This window comes from Amycolatopsis sp., assembly GCF_035546795.1.
Taxonomy (GTDB): domain Bacteria; phylum Actinomycetota; class Actinomycetes; order Mycobacteriales; family Pseudonocardiaceae; genus Amycolatopsis_E.
In genome coordinates this window covers 225,891-244,049 of the sequence record NZ_DASZWC010000033.1, presented here as the reverse complement: position 1 = coordinate 244,049, position 18,159 = coordinate 225,891, and the positions used below count along the sequence as shown (strand labels likewise).

Annotated in this window: 16 protein-coding genes and 2 pseudogenes; 12 read left to right on the top strand and 6 right to left on the bottom strand. The window is 68.9% G+C overall.

From position 1 onward, the window contains the following. Positions 1 to 23: 23 nt before the first annotated feature. Both VHD82_RS21145 and VHD82_RS21140 read right to left on the bottom strand, forming a co-directional pair. On the bottom strand, positions 24 to 374 hold the full coding sequence (locus VHD82_RS21145) for a hypothetical protein (protein ID WP_325706413.1): 351 nt from the start codon (positions 372 to 374) through the stop codon (positions 24 to 26). Continuing rightward, entirely contained in the window at positions 371 to 793 is a 423-nt protein-coding gene (locus VHD82_RS21140) for a YbaB/EbfC family nucleoid-associated protein (RefSeq protein ID WP_325706410.1), read from the bottom strand. Before VHD82_RS21140 ends, VHD82_RS21145 begins: the two co-directional genes overlap by 4 nt. A gap of 80 nt (positions 794 to 873) precedes the next feature. Between VHD82_RS21140 and VHD82_RS21135 the strand changes: the two genes are divergently transcribed. Beyond that, entirely contained in the window at positions 874 to 2,142 is a 1,269-nt protein-coding gene (locus VHD82_RS21135; RefSeq protein WP_325706407.1) for a S8 family serine peptidase, read from the top strand. A gap of 114 nt (positions 2,143 to 2,256) precedes the next feature. Here VHD82_RS21135 and VHD82_RS21130 read toward each other — a convergent pair whose 3' ends face one another. Together VHD82_RS21130 and VHD82_RS21125 are read right to left on the bottom strand one after the other, a co-directional pair. Next, entirely contained in the window at positions 2,257 to 2,553 is a 297-nt protein-coding gene (locus VHD82_RS21130; protein ID WP_325706404.1) for a WXG100 family type VII secretion target, read from the bottom strand. Positions 2,554 to 2,586: 33 nt separating this feature from the next. Further along, positions 2,587 to 2,937 carry a hypothetical protein gene (locus VHD82_RS21125; RefSeq protein ID WP_325706401.1) on the bottom strand — a complete coding sequence of 117 codons (351 nt, stop codon included), beginning with the start codon at positions 2,935 to 2,937 and terminating at the stop codon, positions 2,587 to 2,589. Between the two features lie 267 nt (positions 2,938 to 3,204). Between VHD82_RS21125 and VHD82_RS21120 the strand changes: the two genes are divergently transcribed. From VHD82_RS21120 to VHD82_RS21095, 6 genes and pseudogenes are all read left to right on the top strand, one after another. Further along, complete coding sequence (locus VHD82_RS21120; RefSeq protein ID WP_325706397.1) at positions 3,205 to 4,278, top strand: hypothetical protein; 1,074 nt, start codon at positions 3,205 to 3,207, stop codon at positions 4,276 to 4,278. Positions 4,279 to 4,284: 6 nt separating this feature from the next. After that, on the top strand, positions 4,285 to 6,420 hold the full coding sequence (locus VHD82_RS21115) for a hypothetical protein (protein ID WP_325706394.1): 2,136 nt from the start codon (positions 4,285 to 4,287) through the stop codon (positions 6,418 to 6,420). A 148-nt stretch (positions 6,421 to 6,568) separates the two neighbouring features. Continuing rightward, a complete protein-coding gene (locus VHD82_RS21110; RefSeq protein ID WP_325706392.1) occupies positions 6,569 to 8,008 on the top strand; it encodes a glycosyltransferase family 39 protein in 1,440 nt (479 codons plus the stop codon). 51 nt (positions 8,009 to 8,059) lie between these two features. Further along, positions 8,060 to 8,569: a nitroreductase family protein gene (locus tag VHD82_RS21105; protein ID WP_325706389.1), complete on the top strand. Its 510-nt coding sequence runs from the start codon at positions 8,060 to 8,062 to the stop codon at positions 8,567 to 8,569. A 108-nt stretch (positions 8,570 to 8,677) separates the two neighbouring features. Beyond that, the gene (locus VHD82_RS21100) at positions 8,678 to 9,106 is read left to right on the top strand and encodes a hypothetical protein (RefSeq protein ID WP_325706386.1); all 429 of its coding nucleotides are present in this window, start codon (positions 8,678 to 8,680) and stop codon (positions 9,104 to 9,106) included. Between the two features lie 39 nt (positions 9,107 to 9,145). Continuing rightward, positions 9,146 to 9,955 (top strand): annotated as a pseudogene (locus VHD82_RS21095) (SAM-dependent methyltransferase). Positions 9,956 to 10,000: 45 nt separating this feature from the next. Here the strand turns inward: VHD82_RS21095 and valS are convergent. Then, entirely contained in the window at positions 10,001 to 12,541 is a 2,541-nt protein-coding gene (gene valS / locus VHD82_RS21090) for a valine--tRNA ligase (RefSeq protein WP_325706383.1), read from the bottom strand. A gap of 231 nt (positions 12,542 to 12,772) precedes the next feature. Here valS and VHD82_RS21085 point away from each other — a divergent pair, with 231 nt between their 5' ends. From VHD82_RS21085 to hisC, 5 genes are read left to right on the top strand one after another with little or no spacing between them, the layout of a single operon-like run. Beyond that, complete coding sequence (locus VHD82_RS21085; RefSeq protein ID WP_325706380.1) at positions 12,773 to 13,735, top strand: thiamine pyrophosphate-dependent enzyme; 963 nt, start codon at positions 12,773 to 12,775, stop codon at positions 13,733 to 13,735. Further along, positions 13,728 to 14,717 carry an alpha-ketoacid dehydrogenase subunit beta gene (locus VHD82_RS21080; protein ID WP_325706377.1) on the top strand — a complete coding sequence of 330 codons (990 nt, stop codon included), beginning with the start codon at positions 13,728 to 13,730 and terminating at the stop codon, positions 14,715 to 14,717. Before VHD82_RS21085 ends, VHD82_RS21080 begins: the two co-directional genes overlap by 8 nt. Beyond that, positions 14,710 to 15,033: a biotin/lipoyl-containing protein gene (locus tag VHD82_RS21075; RefSeq protein WP_325706375.1), complete on the top strand. Its 324-nt coding sequence runs from the start codon at positions 14,710 to 14,712 to the stop codon at positions 15,031 to 15,033. Before VHD82_RS21080 ends, VHD82_RS21075 begins: the two co-directional genes overlap by 8 nt. Positions 15,034 to 15,035: 2 nt before the next feature. Next, positions 15,036 to 15,665 carry an alpha/beta hydrolase gene (locus VHD82_RS21070; protein WP_325706373.1) on the top strand — a complete coding sequence of 210 codons (630 nt, stop codon included), beginning with the start codon at positions 15,036 to 15,038 and terminating at the stop codon, positions 15,663 to 15,665. Between the two features lie 3 nt (positions 15,666 to 15,668). Then, a complete protein-coding gene (hisC, locus tag VHD82_RS21065; RefSeq protein WP_325706371.1) occupies positions 15,669 to 16,736 on the top strand; it encodes a histidinol-phosphate transaminase in 1,068 nt (355 codons plus the stop codon). On the opposite strand, the pseudogene VHD82_RS21060 reads toward hisC, so the two are convergent. Beyond that, positions 16,716 to 18,113, bottom strand: a pseudogene (locus tag VHD82_RS21060) (diaminopimelate decarboxylase family protein). The gene hisC and the pseudogene VHD82_RS21060 sit on opposite strands and share 21 nt — an antisense overlap. Positions 18,114 to 18,159 lie beyond the last annotated feature (46 nt).

Below are 18,159 nucleotides of genomic sequence, written 5' to 3'. Positions count from 1 at the left end.
GAAAATCGACCGACGAGAGCCGGTTACGGCTCGATCTTGTCCACCGTGTGCTTGCCGTCCTGATCGATACCCATGAAGTTGCCGATGGCGGTGACCACCCGGTCACCGATTTCGCCGAAGCTTTCGCCCATCGTGTGGTCCTGTTTGAACATGCCGTCCAGCGCCGCGCTGGGCACCTCGCCGTTGAACAGGCCTTTCCGCGCCGCTTCGCCGATTTCGTCCTTGCCGAACGTCTTGGGCTCGTCGAGCGTCTGCCCGAGTTCCTGGACCTGCTGCCGCGCCGAATCGGCGTATTCCATACCCGTGGTCGCCCATTGCGCGCCCTTGGCCATGATTTCGGCGGGGTCGCCGTTCATGTCGATGTAGGTGCTCATTTTTCTTCCTCCCGTTCGGCGTAGAGCTCGGCGTCGGTGCGGAACAGATTGGGCAGGATGTCTTCCCGGTCAGGGGCGTATTGCTGGCGCAGTTCGGCCATGTCGGAGGGCATTCCCTCTTCCATGATTTCCTTGGCCTGCGCACTCACGTCCCGTGCCGCGGCGGTGGCGGTGTGCACGATTTTCGCGCTCAGCTCACCGGCGTCGGGATTGCGGAACACGCGCGGGTCGATTTCCAGGTCCACCAGCTGGCCGCGAGACCCGACGACGACCTTGACCAGCCGGTCGTCCGACCACGCGACTCCGGTGAGCGCCTGCATTTTCGCCTGCGTTTTGGGGATGTTCTCGGCCGCCTTGCTCAGCTGGGCGAGTATTTCCCGGAAAACCGGGTTCGGCCCGTCACTGACCGGAAAACTCATGGTGTCCTCCTCGCGGATCCGCTTGAGAATTCGACGTCGAGTCCTCTTGCGAGGTTCCGCCGTGGGCTAGCATCCTTTGCATGGCACCGAGAAAACTTCCGCGTGCACTGCTCGCCGCCGCGGCAGGCATCGCCACCGTGGTGGCCGCACCGAGCGCCGCCGCACAGCAGAGCCAATGCGTGCAACCGGGCGCCACGGTCACCGCGGCGCCGTGGGCGCAGCAGCTGCTCGCCCCGGAACGCGCCTGGCCGATGACCACCGGCGCGGGCCAGAAGGTCGCGGTGCTCAGCACCGGCACCGGCGCGAATCCCTTGCTGCAGGGCCGGATAGCGGCACAGACCAGTGTGGCGCCCGCGGACACCGGCACCGAACCCAGCGGCAAACCCGACTGCCTCGGCCTCGGCACCGGTGCGGCCGGGCTCATCGCGGGCCAGCGCGTCACCGGCATCGGTTTCCACGGCGTGGCGCCCGACGCGCAGCTGCTTTCGGTGAAGGTCGCCGGGGACGAGTTCCCCCATGGCCTGCCGACGAACACCGTCCTGCCGGACACGCTCGCCGCCGGTATCAACTGGGCCGTCGACCACGGCGCGACCGTGATCGCGGTGCCCACCATCAGTTACCTCGACAGCGCCGCGCTCCACGCCGCCGTGCAGCGTGCGCTCGGCGCGAACATCGTGGTGGTGGCCGCGACGGGCGACCGCGGCAGCAACGAACAGGTCCCGCTCGTCCCGTTCCCCGCTTCCTATGACGATGTCATCGGTGTCGGCTCCATCGACCAGACCGGCGTGGTGGCACAGACTTCCCGCCCCAGCGCGGTGGATATCGTTGCCCCGGGGGAAAACGTGCTGACCACGTACCCGGACGGCGGCCTCGGCCCCGCGGTGGGCACCGGCTTCGCCACCGCCTACGTGGCGGGCACCGTCGCGCTGGTCCGTGCCTACCGGCCGCAACTGTCCAATCAGGACATCGAGCACCGCATCCTGGCCGCGGCGGCACCCGCACCCGAGGGCGTCGGCAGCGCGAACTACGGCTACGGGGTGCTGAACCCGTACGCCGCGGTGCTGGACAGCATGACCGGCGCCGCGCCCGCGGCCCTTCCCGCGTACACCCCACCCGTCGCCAATCCGGCCGAAAAGGCAAGGGAGGACGCGGAAAACAGCTCGGCGCGGCTGGCCTACCTCCTCGCCGCGGCCGGTGCCGCGCTCGCGGTGCTGCTCGTCGGCGCGATCGCGTTCGGTGCGCGTGGCCGCAAACGCCGCTGGCGCGGCGGACTGGCCACGGTCCCGGTCGATCTGCCCGAGGACGAACTGCCCGAGCCCCCGGTCCAGCTGTTCGCCGACCGGCAGTGACGGCGCGGCCGGGCAACCGGCGTGCTGCATTGCTTCCCCTCCCCCCTTTTCGAGACAAAGAACCGGTCCCGGGGTTTTCAGTCCCGGGGCCGGTTCGGGCCGTGCTGCGCGAAATCAGGCGCTGAAGAAACCCGCCGCCTGGATGTCCGCGTTGATCAGGTTCTCGACGTGATTGACGACGGCCGTACCGACCTCGGAGTGGGCGTTACCGAGGCCGGAAGCCTTGGCGGTCCACTGGGCCTGCGCCTGCTCGAACGCCTGCTGTGCCTGGCCTGCCCAGGCGTCGCCGGCGATCGCCATGGCGTCCTTCTTGAGGTCTTCGAAAAGCTGGATCAGCTGCCCAGCCTTGGTGGTCGTGCTGGAGCCCATGTCGCTGACGGCGCCACTGACCTTGATCATCGGACCGGTCATGTCTGCCACACCCCTTCCTGGTTGCCTGTGGTGTCAGAGCCTGCTGCCGAAGTTGCCTGCCATCCCACCGTCGGCGGAGATCGCGGCCAGGTGGCTGCGGCCCTCGTCGTCGTGGTTCTGCATCGAGTTGCTGGTCTTGCCGACCGCGGCGTGCAGGTTGTCGAGGATCGGCTTGAGGTTGTTCTGCCAGTAGGGCTCGAGCTCGTCCTGCTGCTTGCTCAGCGCCGCGTTGGCGGCCGCGCCGGAGAACGTCGAACTGCTGACCGCGTCGACCACGCCGGTGGTGATACCGGTGACGACCATATGTGCTTCCACGCCGTACTTGTCGATGATCTTCTGGATCTCGGCAAGCTGCGCCGGGTCGAGCTTCTTTTCGTCGGACATAGATCACCCCTCGTGTCACTAGCCACGTAACAGCGACGGTAAGCCAGCACACTGACAGCGGGCGGACATCGAAAATCTCCGGCAAACCGCAGCTCAGCGACCCTGCGGGGGTACCGCGGTGCGGGGCGGCTACGGGAAGCCCGCGCCGGCGATCAACGCACTGAGGCATCCTTTGCGGAGAAGCCGAGACGTTTCGGCTCGCGAGGGAACCCTTGACCGAGTCTGGTTGTCTAAGGAAGAGCTGCTCGACCACTGGATGGAGGGGCGATGGCCGACGCGGGGGAAGACTGGGCTCTGACCAAGGCGAAGTTGACGCACGACCCGCACGAGATGGAGGGCTACGGCAACAACATCGCGACCATGGGCAAGAACTTCCAGAGCGATATCAACGGCCCGGTCCAGATGATCCGCGGCGGCGGCGACGACACCCAGGTGAGCACCGGCCACTTCCCCGAAGGCGCGCAGGTGCAGAGCCTGATCTCGCGCAACGCGTCGGAGATGACCCAGTTCCTGCAGGCGGCGTACCAGAGCGTGGTGGCGCTTTCGTCGGTCGCGCTCATCTACGCGGACCTGATGCGGAACACCGATCTGTCCGGCAAGAACGCCTTCAACGCGATCGAATGGGCCTTCGCCATTCCCGGCGCGGACAAGCCGAAGGGCCTCCCGTCGTACGTCGAGAACAAGACGCTGGCCGGTGAAATGAAGCCCGGCCCGACCGACACCGCGGGCGAGAAGGTGCTTGCCACGTACCAGATCGGCGGGTCCTGGTTCACCACGTACTCGCTGGCGGGCGGCGGCACCCGTTCCGTCGTGCAAGGGCCGGACGGCAAGACGGAAACGTTCTACGACAAGAACGGCAACAAGATCAGCGAGGCGGTCACCGTCGGCAATCACACGACGACGACGACCTTCGACACCAAGACCGGCAAAAGGACCGGGCAGAGTCTCAAAATCACCGAGGGCGGCACCATGGGTGGTGTCACCTCGACCTACACCGTCGACCTCAAGACCCACGCCAAGACCCTGACATCGCAACGCGTGGCCAGCCAGTCAGCGCCCGAGTCGACCTCCAAGGATGACGTCTACAACTCCACCCAGACGGTGAACTACAACGCCAAGGGCAAGGTCGAGTCCACGACCACCGAGCACGTCGACAGCGTCTACAACAGCGACGGCACGTACACGCGGAAGTACTACACGGTGACCGAGGCCGACGGGAAGACGACGACCTCGGACGTCCGGGAGATCACCAGGCAGCCGCAGCCGGTGACGCAGGACGAGATCCAGAAGGTCACGCAGGACACGATCGATCGCACCACGAAACAGGTCAAGGGACACTGATCGGCGATGGCCGGAAACGACGATCCGTACTTCGGTTACGACTACAGCTGGCTCAGCGCCATCTCCGAAGGCAAGCGCGCCTTCGAGGTGGGCGGCCGGTACGACGAGCCAACGTACTACTCCCAGACCTGGGGCAAAGACCAGCCGAGCGACCCGACGATCGGGGCCGAGGAGACACCGGGCCCCGACGACAGCGACACCGACATCGAGATGATCAATCTCGAGATCAAGGGAGAGCAGCCGGGCACGGCCGACGACCTGTCGCTGCACTGGGGCCAGGTCGGGCTGATGCTGGCCGGCCTCCAGCTGCAGCTGCGCACCCAGACCCAGACCATGGCCGAGGGCTGGGATTCGCCTGCCGCCAAGGAGGTCTACCTCTCCAAGGTCGGCGAAATGCTGGCATACCTTGATGTCTGGCAGTACGCGTCCTCGGTGAACTCGGTGAACCTGGCGACGCTGGCCGGCATCATGCGTGAAGGTCAGTCCAAAATGAAGGCTCTGTACGCGGAGTTCCAGACCGCGTATGAACAGTCCGCCAAGGGCCCGCTGAAAAACGCGGAGGTCAGAGGCGGCATAAACAGCTACGAGGAGGAACAGGACCGGAAGGCAGGCAAACTGGGCGACCGCAACCGCACGGACGACGAGGTCCGGGCGGACTACAGCCGCCGCGCCCGGGTGCTGGCCAGCGATCTCGCGACCGAGTACGCCCCGGTCATCTCGGAGCTCCGCAACGGGCACGCGATGATCATGGATGCGTTCAACGCGCACATCCATCCCGGCGCCTTCGGCGATCCGGTCCCCGACATGCCGTCGCCGAACTCGGTGCCGACCACCGTCGTGTCCGCGCCGGGCAGCGGGCCGGGCTCCGCCCCGCCGGTCAACCCACCCGGCAACGCGCCGAACCTGCCGCCGCACGGGGCGCCCAACGCACCGGCGGATGGGCCGCCGGTGGCGCCGAACACCGCGCCACAGTCGATCGCGCCCACCGATGTGCCGAACGTCCCCCCGGTCGGCGCGGGCGGCGGGCCGACGATGTCGCCGCCGGTGGTGCAACCGCCCCCGGTGCCCAGTCTGTCCACATTGGCCCCGTTCTTGGCGCAGAGCCTTGTGACGCCGAACCTCCTGCAGAATCTCTCCAAAAACGGGCCGAATGTGCAGCCCCCGCCGACGCCCGACGCGCTCGGCGGCGGTACGCCGGGCGGTGCGCCTCCGCTGGGCTCCGCCGACCTGGAGAACATGCCGAACGCCATGACGGCGCAGAACGGGATGTATCCGCCGGGCACGATCTCGCCACCGCCTGGCGGCACCCTGTCGGAGGAGCAGCTGAGGCAGTTGCAGCAGGGCGGTATGCCGGGCTCGCAGCTGAGCCCGCCGCCGGGGATGGGACAAAGTCCGCAGTCCCCGCGGGACAAGCAGCGGCCCGGTGCGGTGGGCGGCCGGGGCCCGTCGTCCGCGAATGGACAGCAGCCGGGGTCGCAGTTCGGTTCGCCGCCACCGGGAAGCTCGCAGATGCCGTCCCGCCAGGGGCAGCAGGCGGGTGGCGCGGGTCTGCCGGGCGCGGTCTCGCCGGAGACGGCCGCGGCCTTCCAGCCGCCGCCCTCGACCACGCCTTCGGTGCTGGGCAACGACAAGCAGAAACGCACGAGGCCAGGCAGCCCGGCCGAGAGCGTGCAGAACGCATACCAGGGCCTGGGCGGGGCGACGCCGCCGGTGCTCGGCAATCCGCGCCGGGAAGGTGCGGGCAAGGGCGCGAGCAAGCCTCGCTCGATGCGCAAGTCGTTCCGCCGCAAGAAGGTTGAGCCGCAGGAGATCCCGGACTTCCTGAGCGGGTTGCCCGCGGCCACCGCGCCGATCCTGGAAGGCCGGGTCGCCCCGGAGCCGGTCGGTTCCGTCGGCGAGGTCCCGTCGTCGCTCCTCGCGCCGAAGCACGCCTTGCCGGAGCCGGACAAGCACGCCCGCCCGGTGGAGCACGCCGACCGCACCACGCGCGTCGCGCAGCCGCAACCGGCCGACGCCCCGGCGGCCGCGCAGAACGCGTGGGAGGTCGAAAACCCGGGCGGCCCCATGGTTGCGGGCCACACGCCGACCAAGCACCACCAGGCAGAGCCGTCGACCGACCTCAACAACCGCTCCACCACGTGACCACAGGTCACCTCGTCCCGCCTCGGCGGGGCGAGGTAACCTGTGGTCCGCTCCTTGACTGACTGAGTCAGTCAAGCAAGAATACGAAACCGTGGCGCAGACAGCTGACAGATCCGAGGAAGCCAGGTCCGGCGAAACGTCGCCACGCATGTCGTGGCGGCCGGTCCTCCTGATCGCCGGCGTGGCCGCGGTGATCCACCTGGCCGTGGCAGCCCGTTACGGCTGGCATCGCGACGAGTTCTACTACGTGATCACCGGCCGCCACCTGGCCTGGGGCTACGTCGACCAACCGCCGCTGACCCCGGCGCTGGCGCGGCTGGCCGCCGCACTGCCCGGCGGCGTGCTGCCGCTCCGCATCCTGGCCATCGCCGCGAACGCCGGCTGTGTGCTGCTGGCCGCGCGGCTCGCCGCCGAGCTCGGCGGGCGGCCGCGGGCGCAGCTCATCTCGGCCGCCGCGGTCGCGGCTTGCCCGGCCTACGTCGGCGCCTCGGCGCTGTTCGGCACCACCGGCACCGATCAGTTGTGCTGGCTCGCGGTGACGGTCGCGACCGCGCGAGCGCTGCGGCTGGGCACGATCCCGGCCTGGCTGCTCGCCGGCCTGCTCGCCGGACTGGGCTTGGAGAACAAGGACACCATCGCCGCACTGCTCATCGGCATCGCGCTCGGCCTACTCGTCACCCGGCGCGCGGCGCTGCGCACTCCTGGGCCATGGCTGGCCGGTGCACTCGCGGCGCTGATCGCGCTGCCCAACATCCTGTGGAACGCTTCCTCCGGATGGCCGGACGTCCGGATGGCCGAGGTGCTGTCCGGGCGGCAGGGCAGCGCGTTGACCCAGGTGCCCGAATTGCTGCTCCTGCTGACCGGCCCGCCGCTGGTCTGCCTGTGGATCGTCGGGGTGCGCCAGTTGTGCGGCAGGGCCGGAAGGTCGCACAGGTGGCTGCTGGTCGTCGCGATCACCGCCGTCGCCTTCATCGCCGTCACTTCGGGCAAGTCCTACTACGCCGCGCCGGCCCTGCCTGGCCTCTTCGCGGCGGGAGCGGCGCGAGTGGAGGCCGCCGACACATCGGACGGCAGACGCCGGTGGCCCATCGCGATCGCCGCCACCGGCGTGTTCGCGATGGTGGTCGGACTGCCCGTCCTCCCGCCGAAAATCGCGAACAGCGTCGCCATCGGCGCCGGCAGTCCGGTGCTCGAAACCTACGGCTGGAGCGGCTACGTGCAGCAGATCGTCTCGGTCGCCGACGAGTACCCGGCCGACACGGTGATCTTCACCAGCAACTACGGCGAGGCCGGCGCGTTGACCATCCTCGGCCCCTCCGAGGGCCTGCACAATCCGGTCGGCAGCGGCCACAACGCCTACGGATACTGGGCGCCGCCCCCGGGCAGCGACGCCACGGTGTTGTGCGTCGGCGAGTTCACACCCGGCTACCTGCATCGATTCTGGTCGCGGGTAACGGAAATCGCCCCACTCACCATGCCCGACGGCCTGTCGAACGAGGAGACGCAGCAGGGCGCCGCGATCTACCTGTGCCAGCAACCACGTGGCACCTGGGCACAGCTCTGGCCCGGACTGAAACACCTCAGCTGAGCGTGAGCCGCTCCGCTAGCGAGAACGCGGCGGCCTCGTGACAATGGCCGGATGGAAACCTGGGATGCCCTCACCGCCCGCCGCAACGTCCGCGCCTACACCGACGAGCCGATCCCGGCCGAGCACCTGGACCGGATCCTGGAAGCCGCGCGCCGCGCGCCGTCGTCGCGCAACACCCAGCCGTGGGACTTCGTCGTGGTGACCGAGCGCGAGGGCCTGAGGCGCCTGGCCGAGGTCTGGCAGGGCGCGGGCCACGTTGCGCACTCCGCCGCGACGATCGCGCTCGTCGCCCCGGCGCGGGAGTCCGAGGGTGAACGGGTGCAGTACGACCTCGGCCAGGTCACCGCCCACATCATGCTCACCGCCACCGACCTCGGCATCGGCTCCGGGCATTCGGCGGTAGGCGACCAGGCGCTGGCGCGTGAACTGCTGGGCCTCCCGGAGGACCGCGTGTGTGCCTACCTGATCGCGCTCGGATATCCGGCGGATCGCCCGCTGCGCCCGATCCGTAACCCGAACCGCCGGGCGTTCGACGACGTCGTGCACCGGGAACGCTGGTAACCCGCCCCGTACCGCCCACAGCGAAACCGCACCGGAACTTGTTCACCTGGGCGAACACGAGTGATCCGGCAACGTCGGAATTCCCGGCATGATCCGCATAATTCCCTCGTGATGAAAAGAAAACCGCTGCGCACCCTGGTCACGGCCACCGGTGTCGCGGCGCTGGTACTCGGCGCGCAGACAGTGGCGCAGGCGGAAACCCATGGCGGCGACGGCGACACCCAATGGGTGCAGCAAAACACCTCCAGCGGATGGTGCCGCGCGACGCTGGAGGTCTGGAAGACCGACAACGGCCTGATGGCCAAGGGCGTGTTCGCCAACGACCACGCGAACTACGACTGCACCGGCTGGCTCGAGCGGTCGAGCGACCTGGGGCTGACCTGGAAACGCATTTCCGGCCTGCACGACGTGCTGTCCAAACCGACCGGGGAGCAGATTTCCTCGACCGGCAATTATTCGGATCAGGGCTATTACGCGCGAGTGTGCTTCCACCTCGACTTCTCGGGCGCCGCAACGCATTGCAGCGCGTCCCTCTGAACAACGCCGACCCCGGCAGACAGCGAATAGAGTCGCGCCATGACTTCCACCAGGCATGACGGAGACACCTGGGACCTGACGTCCAGCGTCGGCGCGAGGGCCACCATGGCCGCGGCAGCGCGGGCGCTCGCGACCCGCGCCGATCGGTCGCTCATCGACGATCCGTTCGCCGAACCGCTCGTCCGGGTGGGCGGCATCGATCTCCTCACCGGCCTGGCGAGCGGCGAAATGCCGCCCGGTGAACTGGTCGGGCAGACGTTCATCGACGTGGCCTGCGAACTCGACCAGCCGCAGGTTACCGGGCGGCAGGTAACCGTCGCCGCGCAAGCCATGCGGTCGTGGCTGTGGGTCGGATTAGTAACGACCGGCACAGTGTGGAATTCAAGGCCCGCACGCTCGCCGATCTCGGCGCCGAGCCGACCGCGGACCGGCGAGTGGTCGCGATCGATCTCCGTGAGGATTGGCCCACCGCACTGCGCGCAGCCGGATTCGACCCGGGATTGCCGACCGCGTGGAGTGCCGAAGGCCTCCTGGGCTACCTACCGCCCGAGGCGCCGGACAGTCTGTTGGACACCATCACCGAACTCAGCGCGCCGGGCAGCCGGGTGGCCACCGAAAGCAGGCTCAACCCGCGACCGGGCGACGAGGAGAAACGAAGGAACGACTGAACAGCATCTCCGAAAGCCGGCGCGAGCACAGTTTCAGCACCGACATGACGAAGCTCCGCTATTTCGGTGCGCGCAACGAAGCGGGGCCCTACCTGGCCGGCCGTGGCTGGGTGCTGACGACGATCTGCGTATGGGCGACGTGCGCTACGTCAGCGGCACCCTCGACCAAACCCCTGCATGAGAAAGCGCCCCGGCGCGGCAGTGGCGGGGCGCTTCCCCGAGAAACTCACACCTCGGCGAGCTGAACCTCGATGCGCAGCTCGTCGGCGGGGGTGAACTGCAGGTCCTCGACGTTCCCCGCCGCCCGCAGGTCTCCGCCGATCGACGTCAGCGTCTCCACCTGCGCCGCCGGGCCCGCGATGCGCACGGCCTCGACCGGCGAGCGCATCGAACGCTTCGCGTCGCTCTTCGCCTTGCGGATGGCGCTGATCGCGGTGCTGGCGAGATTGATGACCTCACCGTCCGCGGACGCGTCCGAGGAAGCGACCGGCCACTCGGCGGTGTGCACCGAACCGGAGTGCCACCACGACCACGCCTCCTCCGTGCAGTACGGCAGGAACGGCGCGAACAACCGCTGCAGCGAGGACAGCGCCTTGCGCAGCGCGAGCCGTGCCGACTGCGTTGCCGCGCCGCCCTCTTCGGCGTACGCGCGCTGCTTGATCAGCTCCAGGTAGTCGTCGCAGAAGAACCAGAAGAACCGCTCGATCCGCTCCAGCGCGGTGGTGTACTCGAAGGTCTCCAGCGCCGAGGTGGCCTGGCGGATCACGTCGTCCAGCGAAGCGAGCATCGCCTTGTCGAGCGGCTCCGACACCGTCGCGTCCGCGGCGGGCTCGGGGAAGCTCAGCGCGAACTTGCTGGCATTCAACAGTTTCGTCGCGAGCCGACGGCCGATCTTCATCTGGCCCTGATCGAACGCCGTGTCGGTGCCAGGGCGCCCGTTGGCCGCCCAGTACCGCACCGCGTCCGGGCTGAACTGTTCCAGCAGGCCCAGCGGCGTGACGACGTTGCCCTTGGACTTGGACATCTTCTTGCGGTCCGGGTCGAGGATCCAGCCGGACAGCGCCGCGTGGTACCAGGGCAGCGAGCCGTTCTCCAGCTGCGCGCGCAGCACGGTGGCGAACAGCCAGGTGCGGATGATGTCGTGCGCCTGCGGACGCAGGTCCATCGGGAAGGTCTGCGCGAACAGCTCGGGGTTTTCCTCCCACCCGCACACGATCTGCGGCGTGAGCGAAGACGTCGCCCAGGTGTCCATCACGTCCGGGTCGCCGATGAAGCCGCCGGGGACTCCGCGCTGGTCCTCGGTGTACCCGGCCGGGGCGTCCGAGGACGGGTCGATCGGCAGCTGGCTCTCGTCGGCCAGGATCGGCGCCGAGTAGTCGGGCTCGCCCGACGCGTCGAGCGGGTACCAGACCGGGAACGGCACGCCGAAGAACCGCTGACGGCTGACCAGCCAGTCACCATTGAGACCGCGGACCCAGTCGTCGTAGCGGGCCTTCATGTACGCCGGGTGCCACTGCAGCTCGGCACCGCGCTGGAGCATCACGTCCTGCTTCTCGATGGACTTGATGAACCACTGCCTGCTGGACACGATCTCCAGCGGCTTGTCGCCCTTTTCGTAGAACTTGACCGGGCGGACCGTCTTCTTCGGCTCGCCGTCGAGGTCGCCGCTCTCGCGCAACATGGCCACGACGCGTTCCTTCGCCGTGTGCACGGTGGCGCCGACCAGTTCGGCGTATGCCTTGCGGCCGGCCTCACTGTCCAAACCGGACGGTGCGTCGGCGAGGATCCGGCCGTCCCGGCCGATGATCGTGCGGGTGGGCAGCTTCAGCTCCCGCCACCACTGCACGTCGGTGAGGTCACCGAAGGTGCAGCACATCGCGATGCCGGCGCCGCGGTCCATTTCCGCGGCGCGGTGCGCCACGACCGGCACCTCGACCCCGAACACCGGCGAGGTGACCGTCTTGCCGAACAGGCCCTGGTAGCGCTCGTCGTCCGGGTGCGCGATCAGCGCGACACAGGCGGGCAGCAGCTCGGGCCGGGTGGTCTCGATGTACACCGGGTTGCCGTCGGGGCCGTGGAAGGCCACCCGGTGCCACGCGCCGGCGTGCTCGCGGTCCTCCAGCTCGGCCTGCGCGACGGCGGTGCGGAACCCGACATCCCACAGCGTCGGCGCCTCGGCCTGGTACGCCTCGCCGCGACCGAGCAGCCGCAGGAACGCGCGCTGCGAGACGCGCTGGGCGTACGTGCCGATGGTGGTGTACGTCAGCGACCAGTCCACCGACAGGCCCAGGTGGCGCCAGGTCTCCTCGAATGCCTTCTCGTCCTCGGCCGTGAGCAGCTCGCACAGCTCGATGAAGTTCCGGCGCGAAATGTCCTGGACCGGCCGCTCGCCCTTCTTCACCATCGGCTCGGGCGCCTGGTAGTCCGGGTCGTACGGCAGCGACGGGTCACAGCGCACGCCGTAGTAGTTCTGCACGCGGCGCTCGGTGGGCAGGCCGTTGTCGTCCCAGCCCATCGGGTAGAAGACGTGCTTGCCGCGCATCCGCTGGAACCGGGCGATGACGTCGGTGTGCGTGTAGGAGAAGACGTGGCCTACGTGCAGCGAGCCGCTGACCGTCGGCGGCGGGGTGTCGATGGAGAACACCGCGCTGCGGTCACCGGGAGCGTCGAACCGGTAGACCCCGGCCTGCTCCCAGGCTTGCGCCCACTTGGCGTCCAGACCGTCCAGCGCCGGCCGGTCGGGGACGTTCGGCGTGGTCTCGGACACGCTTGTTGCCACCTCGATCTATCGCGTTCGGGAAGTACATACAGCTTAGCCGGGGGGTCATACCAGGTTTCCAGCGCGGGCACCACCGCCCGGAGCTACTGTCAGCGAATCGGCGATCAGACGAGCAAATTGTGCAGCGAATCGGCCGATCCAGTCGCCAGATCGCGCAAACTGAGCAGCGAAACCGGGCACTCTTGCTCAGCCGGGCGCCCACCGTTCAGGCTCGTGAGCATGGACCTTGTGCAGCTCCACCGCCTGATGCTGGTGGCCCGTCGTGTCGACGAGGAGGCGATCGCGCTGCAGCGCCAGGGCGTGCTTCCCGGATACGCGCCGATGAAAGGTCAGGAGGCGGCGCAAGTGGGCAGCGCCGCGGCGCTCGACCCGGCTCGTGACTTCGCCTTCCCGACGTACCGCGAGCTGGGCGCGGCGGTGGCGCTGGGCGTGGACCTGCCGGGGTACCTCGCCACCCACCTCGGGGTCTGGCACGGCGGCATGTACGACCCGCTGGCCTCGCGGTTCGCGCCGTTCAACGCGGTTGTCGGCGGCCCCGTGACGCACGCGGTGGGCTGGGCGATGGGCGCACGGCTGGACGGCACGGCGGGCGCGGCGATCACGTACTTCGGCGACGGCGCGAGTTCGCAGGGTGACGTGCACGAGGCGATGAACTTCGCCGCGGTCTACCGGCTGCCGGTGATCTTCTTCTGCCAGAACAACGGCTGGGCGATCTCCGTGCCGGCCGAACGGCAGGTGGCAGGCGGCTCGGTCGCCGCACGCGCGCAGGGCTACGGCATCGAGGGCCTGCGGGTGGACGGCAACGACGTGCTGGCCGTGCACGAAGCCACCCTGGCGGCACTCGAACGTGGCCGTGCGGGTGAAGGCCCCACGGTCATCGAGGCCATGACCTACCGGATGGGCCCACACTCCACTTCGGACGATCCCGGCCGGTACCGGACGCTGGCCGAGGAACAGGCCTGGGCCCGCCGCGATCCGCTCGCTCGCGCCGCGGCGCAGCTGCCGGAAAGCGTCGTGACAGAAGCAGAAGAACACGCAGCGAAGGTCACCGGGCAGGTTCGGAAGGCACTCACCGAAATGGGCGACCGGCCTGGCGAGGAGCTGTTCGACTTCGTCTACCGCGAGCCGACCAAGGCGTTGCTGGAGCAGCGGCGCGAGTGGAAGGAATGGTCCGATGCCTGAGTTCTCCTTGCAGCAGGCGCTGAATCTCGCGCTGCAGCACGCGCTGGAGGACGACGAGCGGGTCCTGGTCTTCGGCGAGGATGTCGGCGTGCTCGGCGGGGTGTTCCGGGTGACCGACGGCCTGCAGGCCAAGTTCGGCGAGCAGCGCGTGTTCGACACGCCACTGGCGGAATCCGGGATCATGGGCATGGCGGTCGGGCTCGCGCTCGCGGGCTGGCGGCCGGTGCCGGAGATCCAGTTCGACGGGTTCAGCTACCCGGCGATCGACCAGATCGTGAACCAGGTCGCCCGGATGCACTACCGCAGCCGTGGCGTCGTCTCGATGCCGATCACGTTGCGGCTGCCCAGTTTCGGCGGTATCAAGGCCCCAGAGCACCACGGCGAGAGCCTGGAGTCGCTGTTCGCGCACGTGCCGGGGCTCAAGGTGGCCGCCCCGTCCGGCCCGGCCGAGGGCTATCACCTGCTGTGCCAGTCGATCGCCGACCCGGACCCGGTGATCTTCATGGAACCCAAGGCGCGCTACTGGAACCGCGAATGCTTCGACCCGGACGAACCGGTGGACATCCCGCCGGTCGGCACGAGCCGGGTGCTGCGCGCGGGCAAGCACGCCACGTTGATCGCCTGGGGCGCAATGGTTTCCCGCTGTCTGCAGGTGGCCGAACTGGCCGCCGAGGACGGCGTGGAGCTGGAGGTGCTGGACCTGCGCTGGCTCAAGCCGATCGACGCCGACGGGCTCGCGGATTCGGTGGGCCGCACGCGGCGGGCTGTCGTCGTGCACGAGGCACCGCTGACGGCCGGGCTCGGCGCGGAGGTCTCCACGCTGGTGAGCGAGCGCTGCTTCGACACCCTGCGTGCGCCCGTGCAGCGCGTCACCGGCTATGACGTTCCGTATCCGTCCGGTGCGCTGGAGGACGAGTACCTGCCGAGTATCGACCGCGTCCTGACCGCCGTGCAGACCGTGCTGGGGTACCGCCGTGGCTGAAGTGACATTCCCGCTGCCCGATCTCGGCGAGGGCCTGATCAGCGCGAAAGTGCTGGAATGGCTTGTCGCGGAAGGGGAGTTCGTCGAGCGCAACGCGCCGCTGGTGGAGGTGGAGACGACGAAGGCGGCGGTCGAGATCCCCTCACCGCAGTCCGGGAAGATCCTGCGCCTGCACGTCGGCGAGGACGAGGAGCTGGCCGTCGGCGAGCCACTGGTCACGTTCGCCGTGGCGGACGACAAGGCCGGTATCGTCGGCACGGTGCCCGAGGAAAAGAAGCCGGCCCGGCGCGTCCGGCTGACGCCACCGGAGGACTGAGCGTGTACGCGATCGCCGGGGACGGCTGCAAGATCTGGTACGAGGGTGGTGCGCGGCCGGTGCTGCTGATCCACGGGTTCGCGTCGGACAGCCGTCGCAATTGGACGGACGCGGGCTGGCTGCGCGTGTTCGACGGCGCGTTGCTGGTGGATCTGCGCGGGCACGGCCAGAGCGGCAAGCCGCGCACGGGCTTTTCGCCGCAGCGGCTGGCCGCCGACATCTGCACCGTGCTCGATACCGTCGGCCTGGCCACAGTGGACGTCGTGACCTACTCGATGGGCGGGCTCGTCGGCTGGGAACTGGCGAGGATGGGCCGGGTCCGGCGGATGGGGATCGGTGGGCTCGGCGGCGGCACGGCAGCCCGCGAGGACTTCGAACGAGTGCTGGAAACCTTGCCGGGCAACGAGGATCTCCGACCCTGCATCGAGGGAATGGCCGGGCACCGGCTCGACGGCGAGCCGCCGGTGCCGGTGTTGTTCGCGGCCGGTGACGCCGACGACCTCGCCCCGGACGCGGCTGCCTTCGCCGCGAAACTGGGCGCGCAGTTCGTCTCCCTCGGCAAGCGCAACCACTTCAACGCCATCTCCAGCCGCCTGTTCAAACAGGCTGCACTCGACTTTTTCGGGAGCTGAAAGATGTACCCGAGAATCAGACCTGCGCTCGACGACATCCCCGCCTACACACCGGGGAAAGCGCTTTCCGGACTGGTCAAGCTGTCCAGCAACGAAAACCCGTTCCCGCCGCTGCCAGGCGTGCTCGAACGCGCGACCACGGCGGCCGCGAACCTGCACCGTTACCCCGATCTCGCCGCCACGGAGCTGACCGCCGAACTGGCACGACACCTGTCCGTGCCCGCCGAAACCATCGCCGTAGGCACCGGGAGTGTCGGTGTGCTGCAACAGATCGTGCAGTCGGTCGCGCAGCTCGGCGACGAGGTCGTGTACCCGTGGCGGTCGTTCGAGGCCTACCCGATCGTCACGCGGATCGCCGGTGCGACCCAGCTCGAAGTTCCGCTCACGGCCGAGTCCGCTTTGGACTTGCCGGCGATGGCCGACGCGGTCACCGAGCGCACCAAGCTGGTGGTGGTGTGCTCGCCGAACAACCCGACCGGCCCGGCCGTCCGACGCGCCGAGTTCCTCGAATTCCTCGGCCGCGTCCCGCAGGACGTTCTCGTGGTCCTCGACGAGGCCTACGTCGAGTTCGTTCGCGACCCCGGCGTGGTGAACGGTCTCGATCTGTTCGCCGCACACCCCAACCTCTGCCTGCTACGCACGTTCTCCAAGGCGTACGGGCTGGCCGGGCTCCGCGTCGGCTATGCGGTCGCGCATCCGCCGGTGGCCGCCGCGATCCGCAAATGCGCGGTGCCGTTCGGGGTTTCCACGATCGCCCAGCTCGCCGCGATCGAATCCCTGCACAGCCAGGACGCCATGCACGCCAGAGTGAACGCGGTGATCGACGAACGCACGAGAGTCCGAAGTGGACTGATCGAGCAGGGTTGGCGGGTACCGGAAACCGAGGCCAACTTCGTGTGGCTGCCGCTCGCCGAGCGCACCGGCGAGTTCGCCGCGGCCTGCCAGCGCTCGGGTCTGCTCGTCCGGCCCTACGCGCCGGACGGCTGCCGCATCACCATCGGCGACAGCCCGGAGAACGACCTGTTCCTGCGTGTCGCCGCGCAGTGGCGCTCAACCGAGGTCGCGGCGTAGCAGATCCTCCTCGGTCTCCCGCCGCACCAGCGTGCGCGCTTCGCCAACGCGGACGCCGATCAGCGGCGGGCGACCGACGAGGTTGTAGTTCGACGCGAGCGCGTGGTGGTACGCGCCGGTCACGGGGATTGCGAGCAGGTCGCCCGCGTGGATGTCCTCGGGGAGCTGGACGTCGGCCGCGACGATGTCGCCCGCCTCGCAATGCCTGCCCACCACCGTCATCGTGCGCCGCCGGGCGCGGGTGTGCCGCCCGACGAGCCGCGCGGGTGTAGCGGGCGCCGTACAGCGCGGGGCGCGGGTTGTCGCTCATCCCGCCGTCCAACGCGACGAAACCGGGCTTGACCGTGATCACGCGATACAGCGTCACGCCCGCGTTGGCGACGATCGAGCGGCCCGGTTCGAGGATCAGTTTCGGCATCCGTACGCATTCCAGGTTCAGCGCGGCGTGGATCCGCTGTGCGAACCCGGCGAGGTCGAAATGCCGTTCCCCCTGGCAGATACGGGACGGCGAACCCGCCGCCGAGGTCGAGTTCTTCGACCCGCACCGGCAGCGCGCGAAGCAACCGCGCCATCCGCCGCGCAGCCTCCTCGTACGCCGGCACGGACCGGACCTGCGAACCGAGGTGGCAGTGCAAGCCGGCCAGCCGCAGCCCGGGCTGAGCCAGCACCCGCTCGACCGCACGAGCGGGGACCCGAATTTCTGCCCGGTGGTGCGGGTGGTGATCGCCGGATGTGTGCGCGTCGACGTCCGGGAAACTGTGCCGGCCGTTACCAATCCGACCACAGCCACGGCCACATGGCTTGCGCGGCAACAGTTACCCTGCCACGCGGGGTGCGGCCTACTTTTGGTCGGGTCAGTAACGCGGCTCAAACCCCGTTGCGCGATGGCCGGCGCGCCCGGCTGCTCGATCTCGTCGAACGAGTCCAGCACGATCCGGCCGACTCCGGTGGAGCTCGCGGCCTTCCGGTCCTCGGTGGTTTTCACGTTGCCGTGGAACAGAATCCGCTCGGCCGACACTCCCGCCGAGAGCGCGCAAGCCAGCTCCCCGGCCGAGCAGACGTCGAACGACAGACCCTCGCCGTTCAGCCACCGGAACACCGCGCGACACTCGCGAAGGCGATCTCGGCCTCGGGCAGCGCGGCGCGGAACTCACGTGCGCGGCGCCGCACCTCGTTCTCGTCGAGCAGTTGGCACGGGGTCCCGAACCGGGCGGCCAGCTGGGTCATCGCGACTCCGGCGAACAACAGGTCACCCCCGGCGGCGAACCCGGTGTCCGCCGGCCAGAGTGCCCGTGGTGGCGCGGGCCGTACACGCGGCCCTGACACCCGCCGGATCGTTCTTGCCGGGATCTTGACACGCCGAGTGACAACCGTCATTCCCCGACGGGAATTGCCGACAGCACTCCCGCCGGGCACTGTGCAC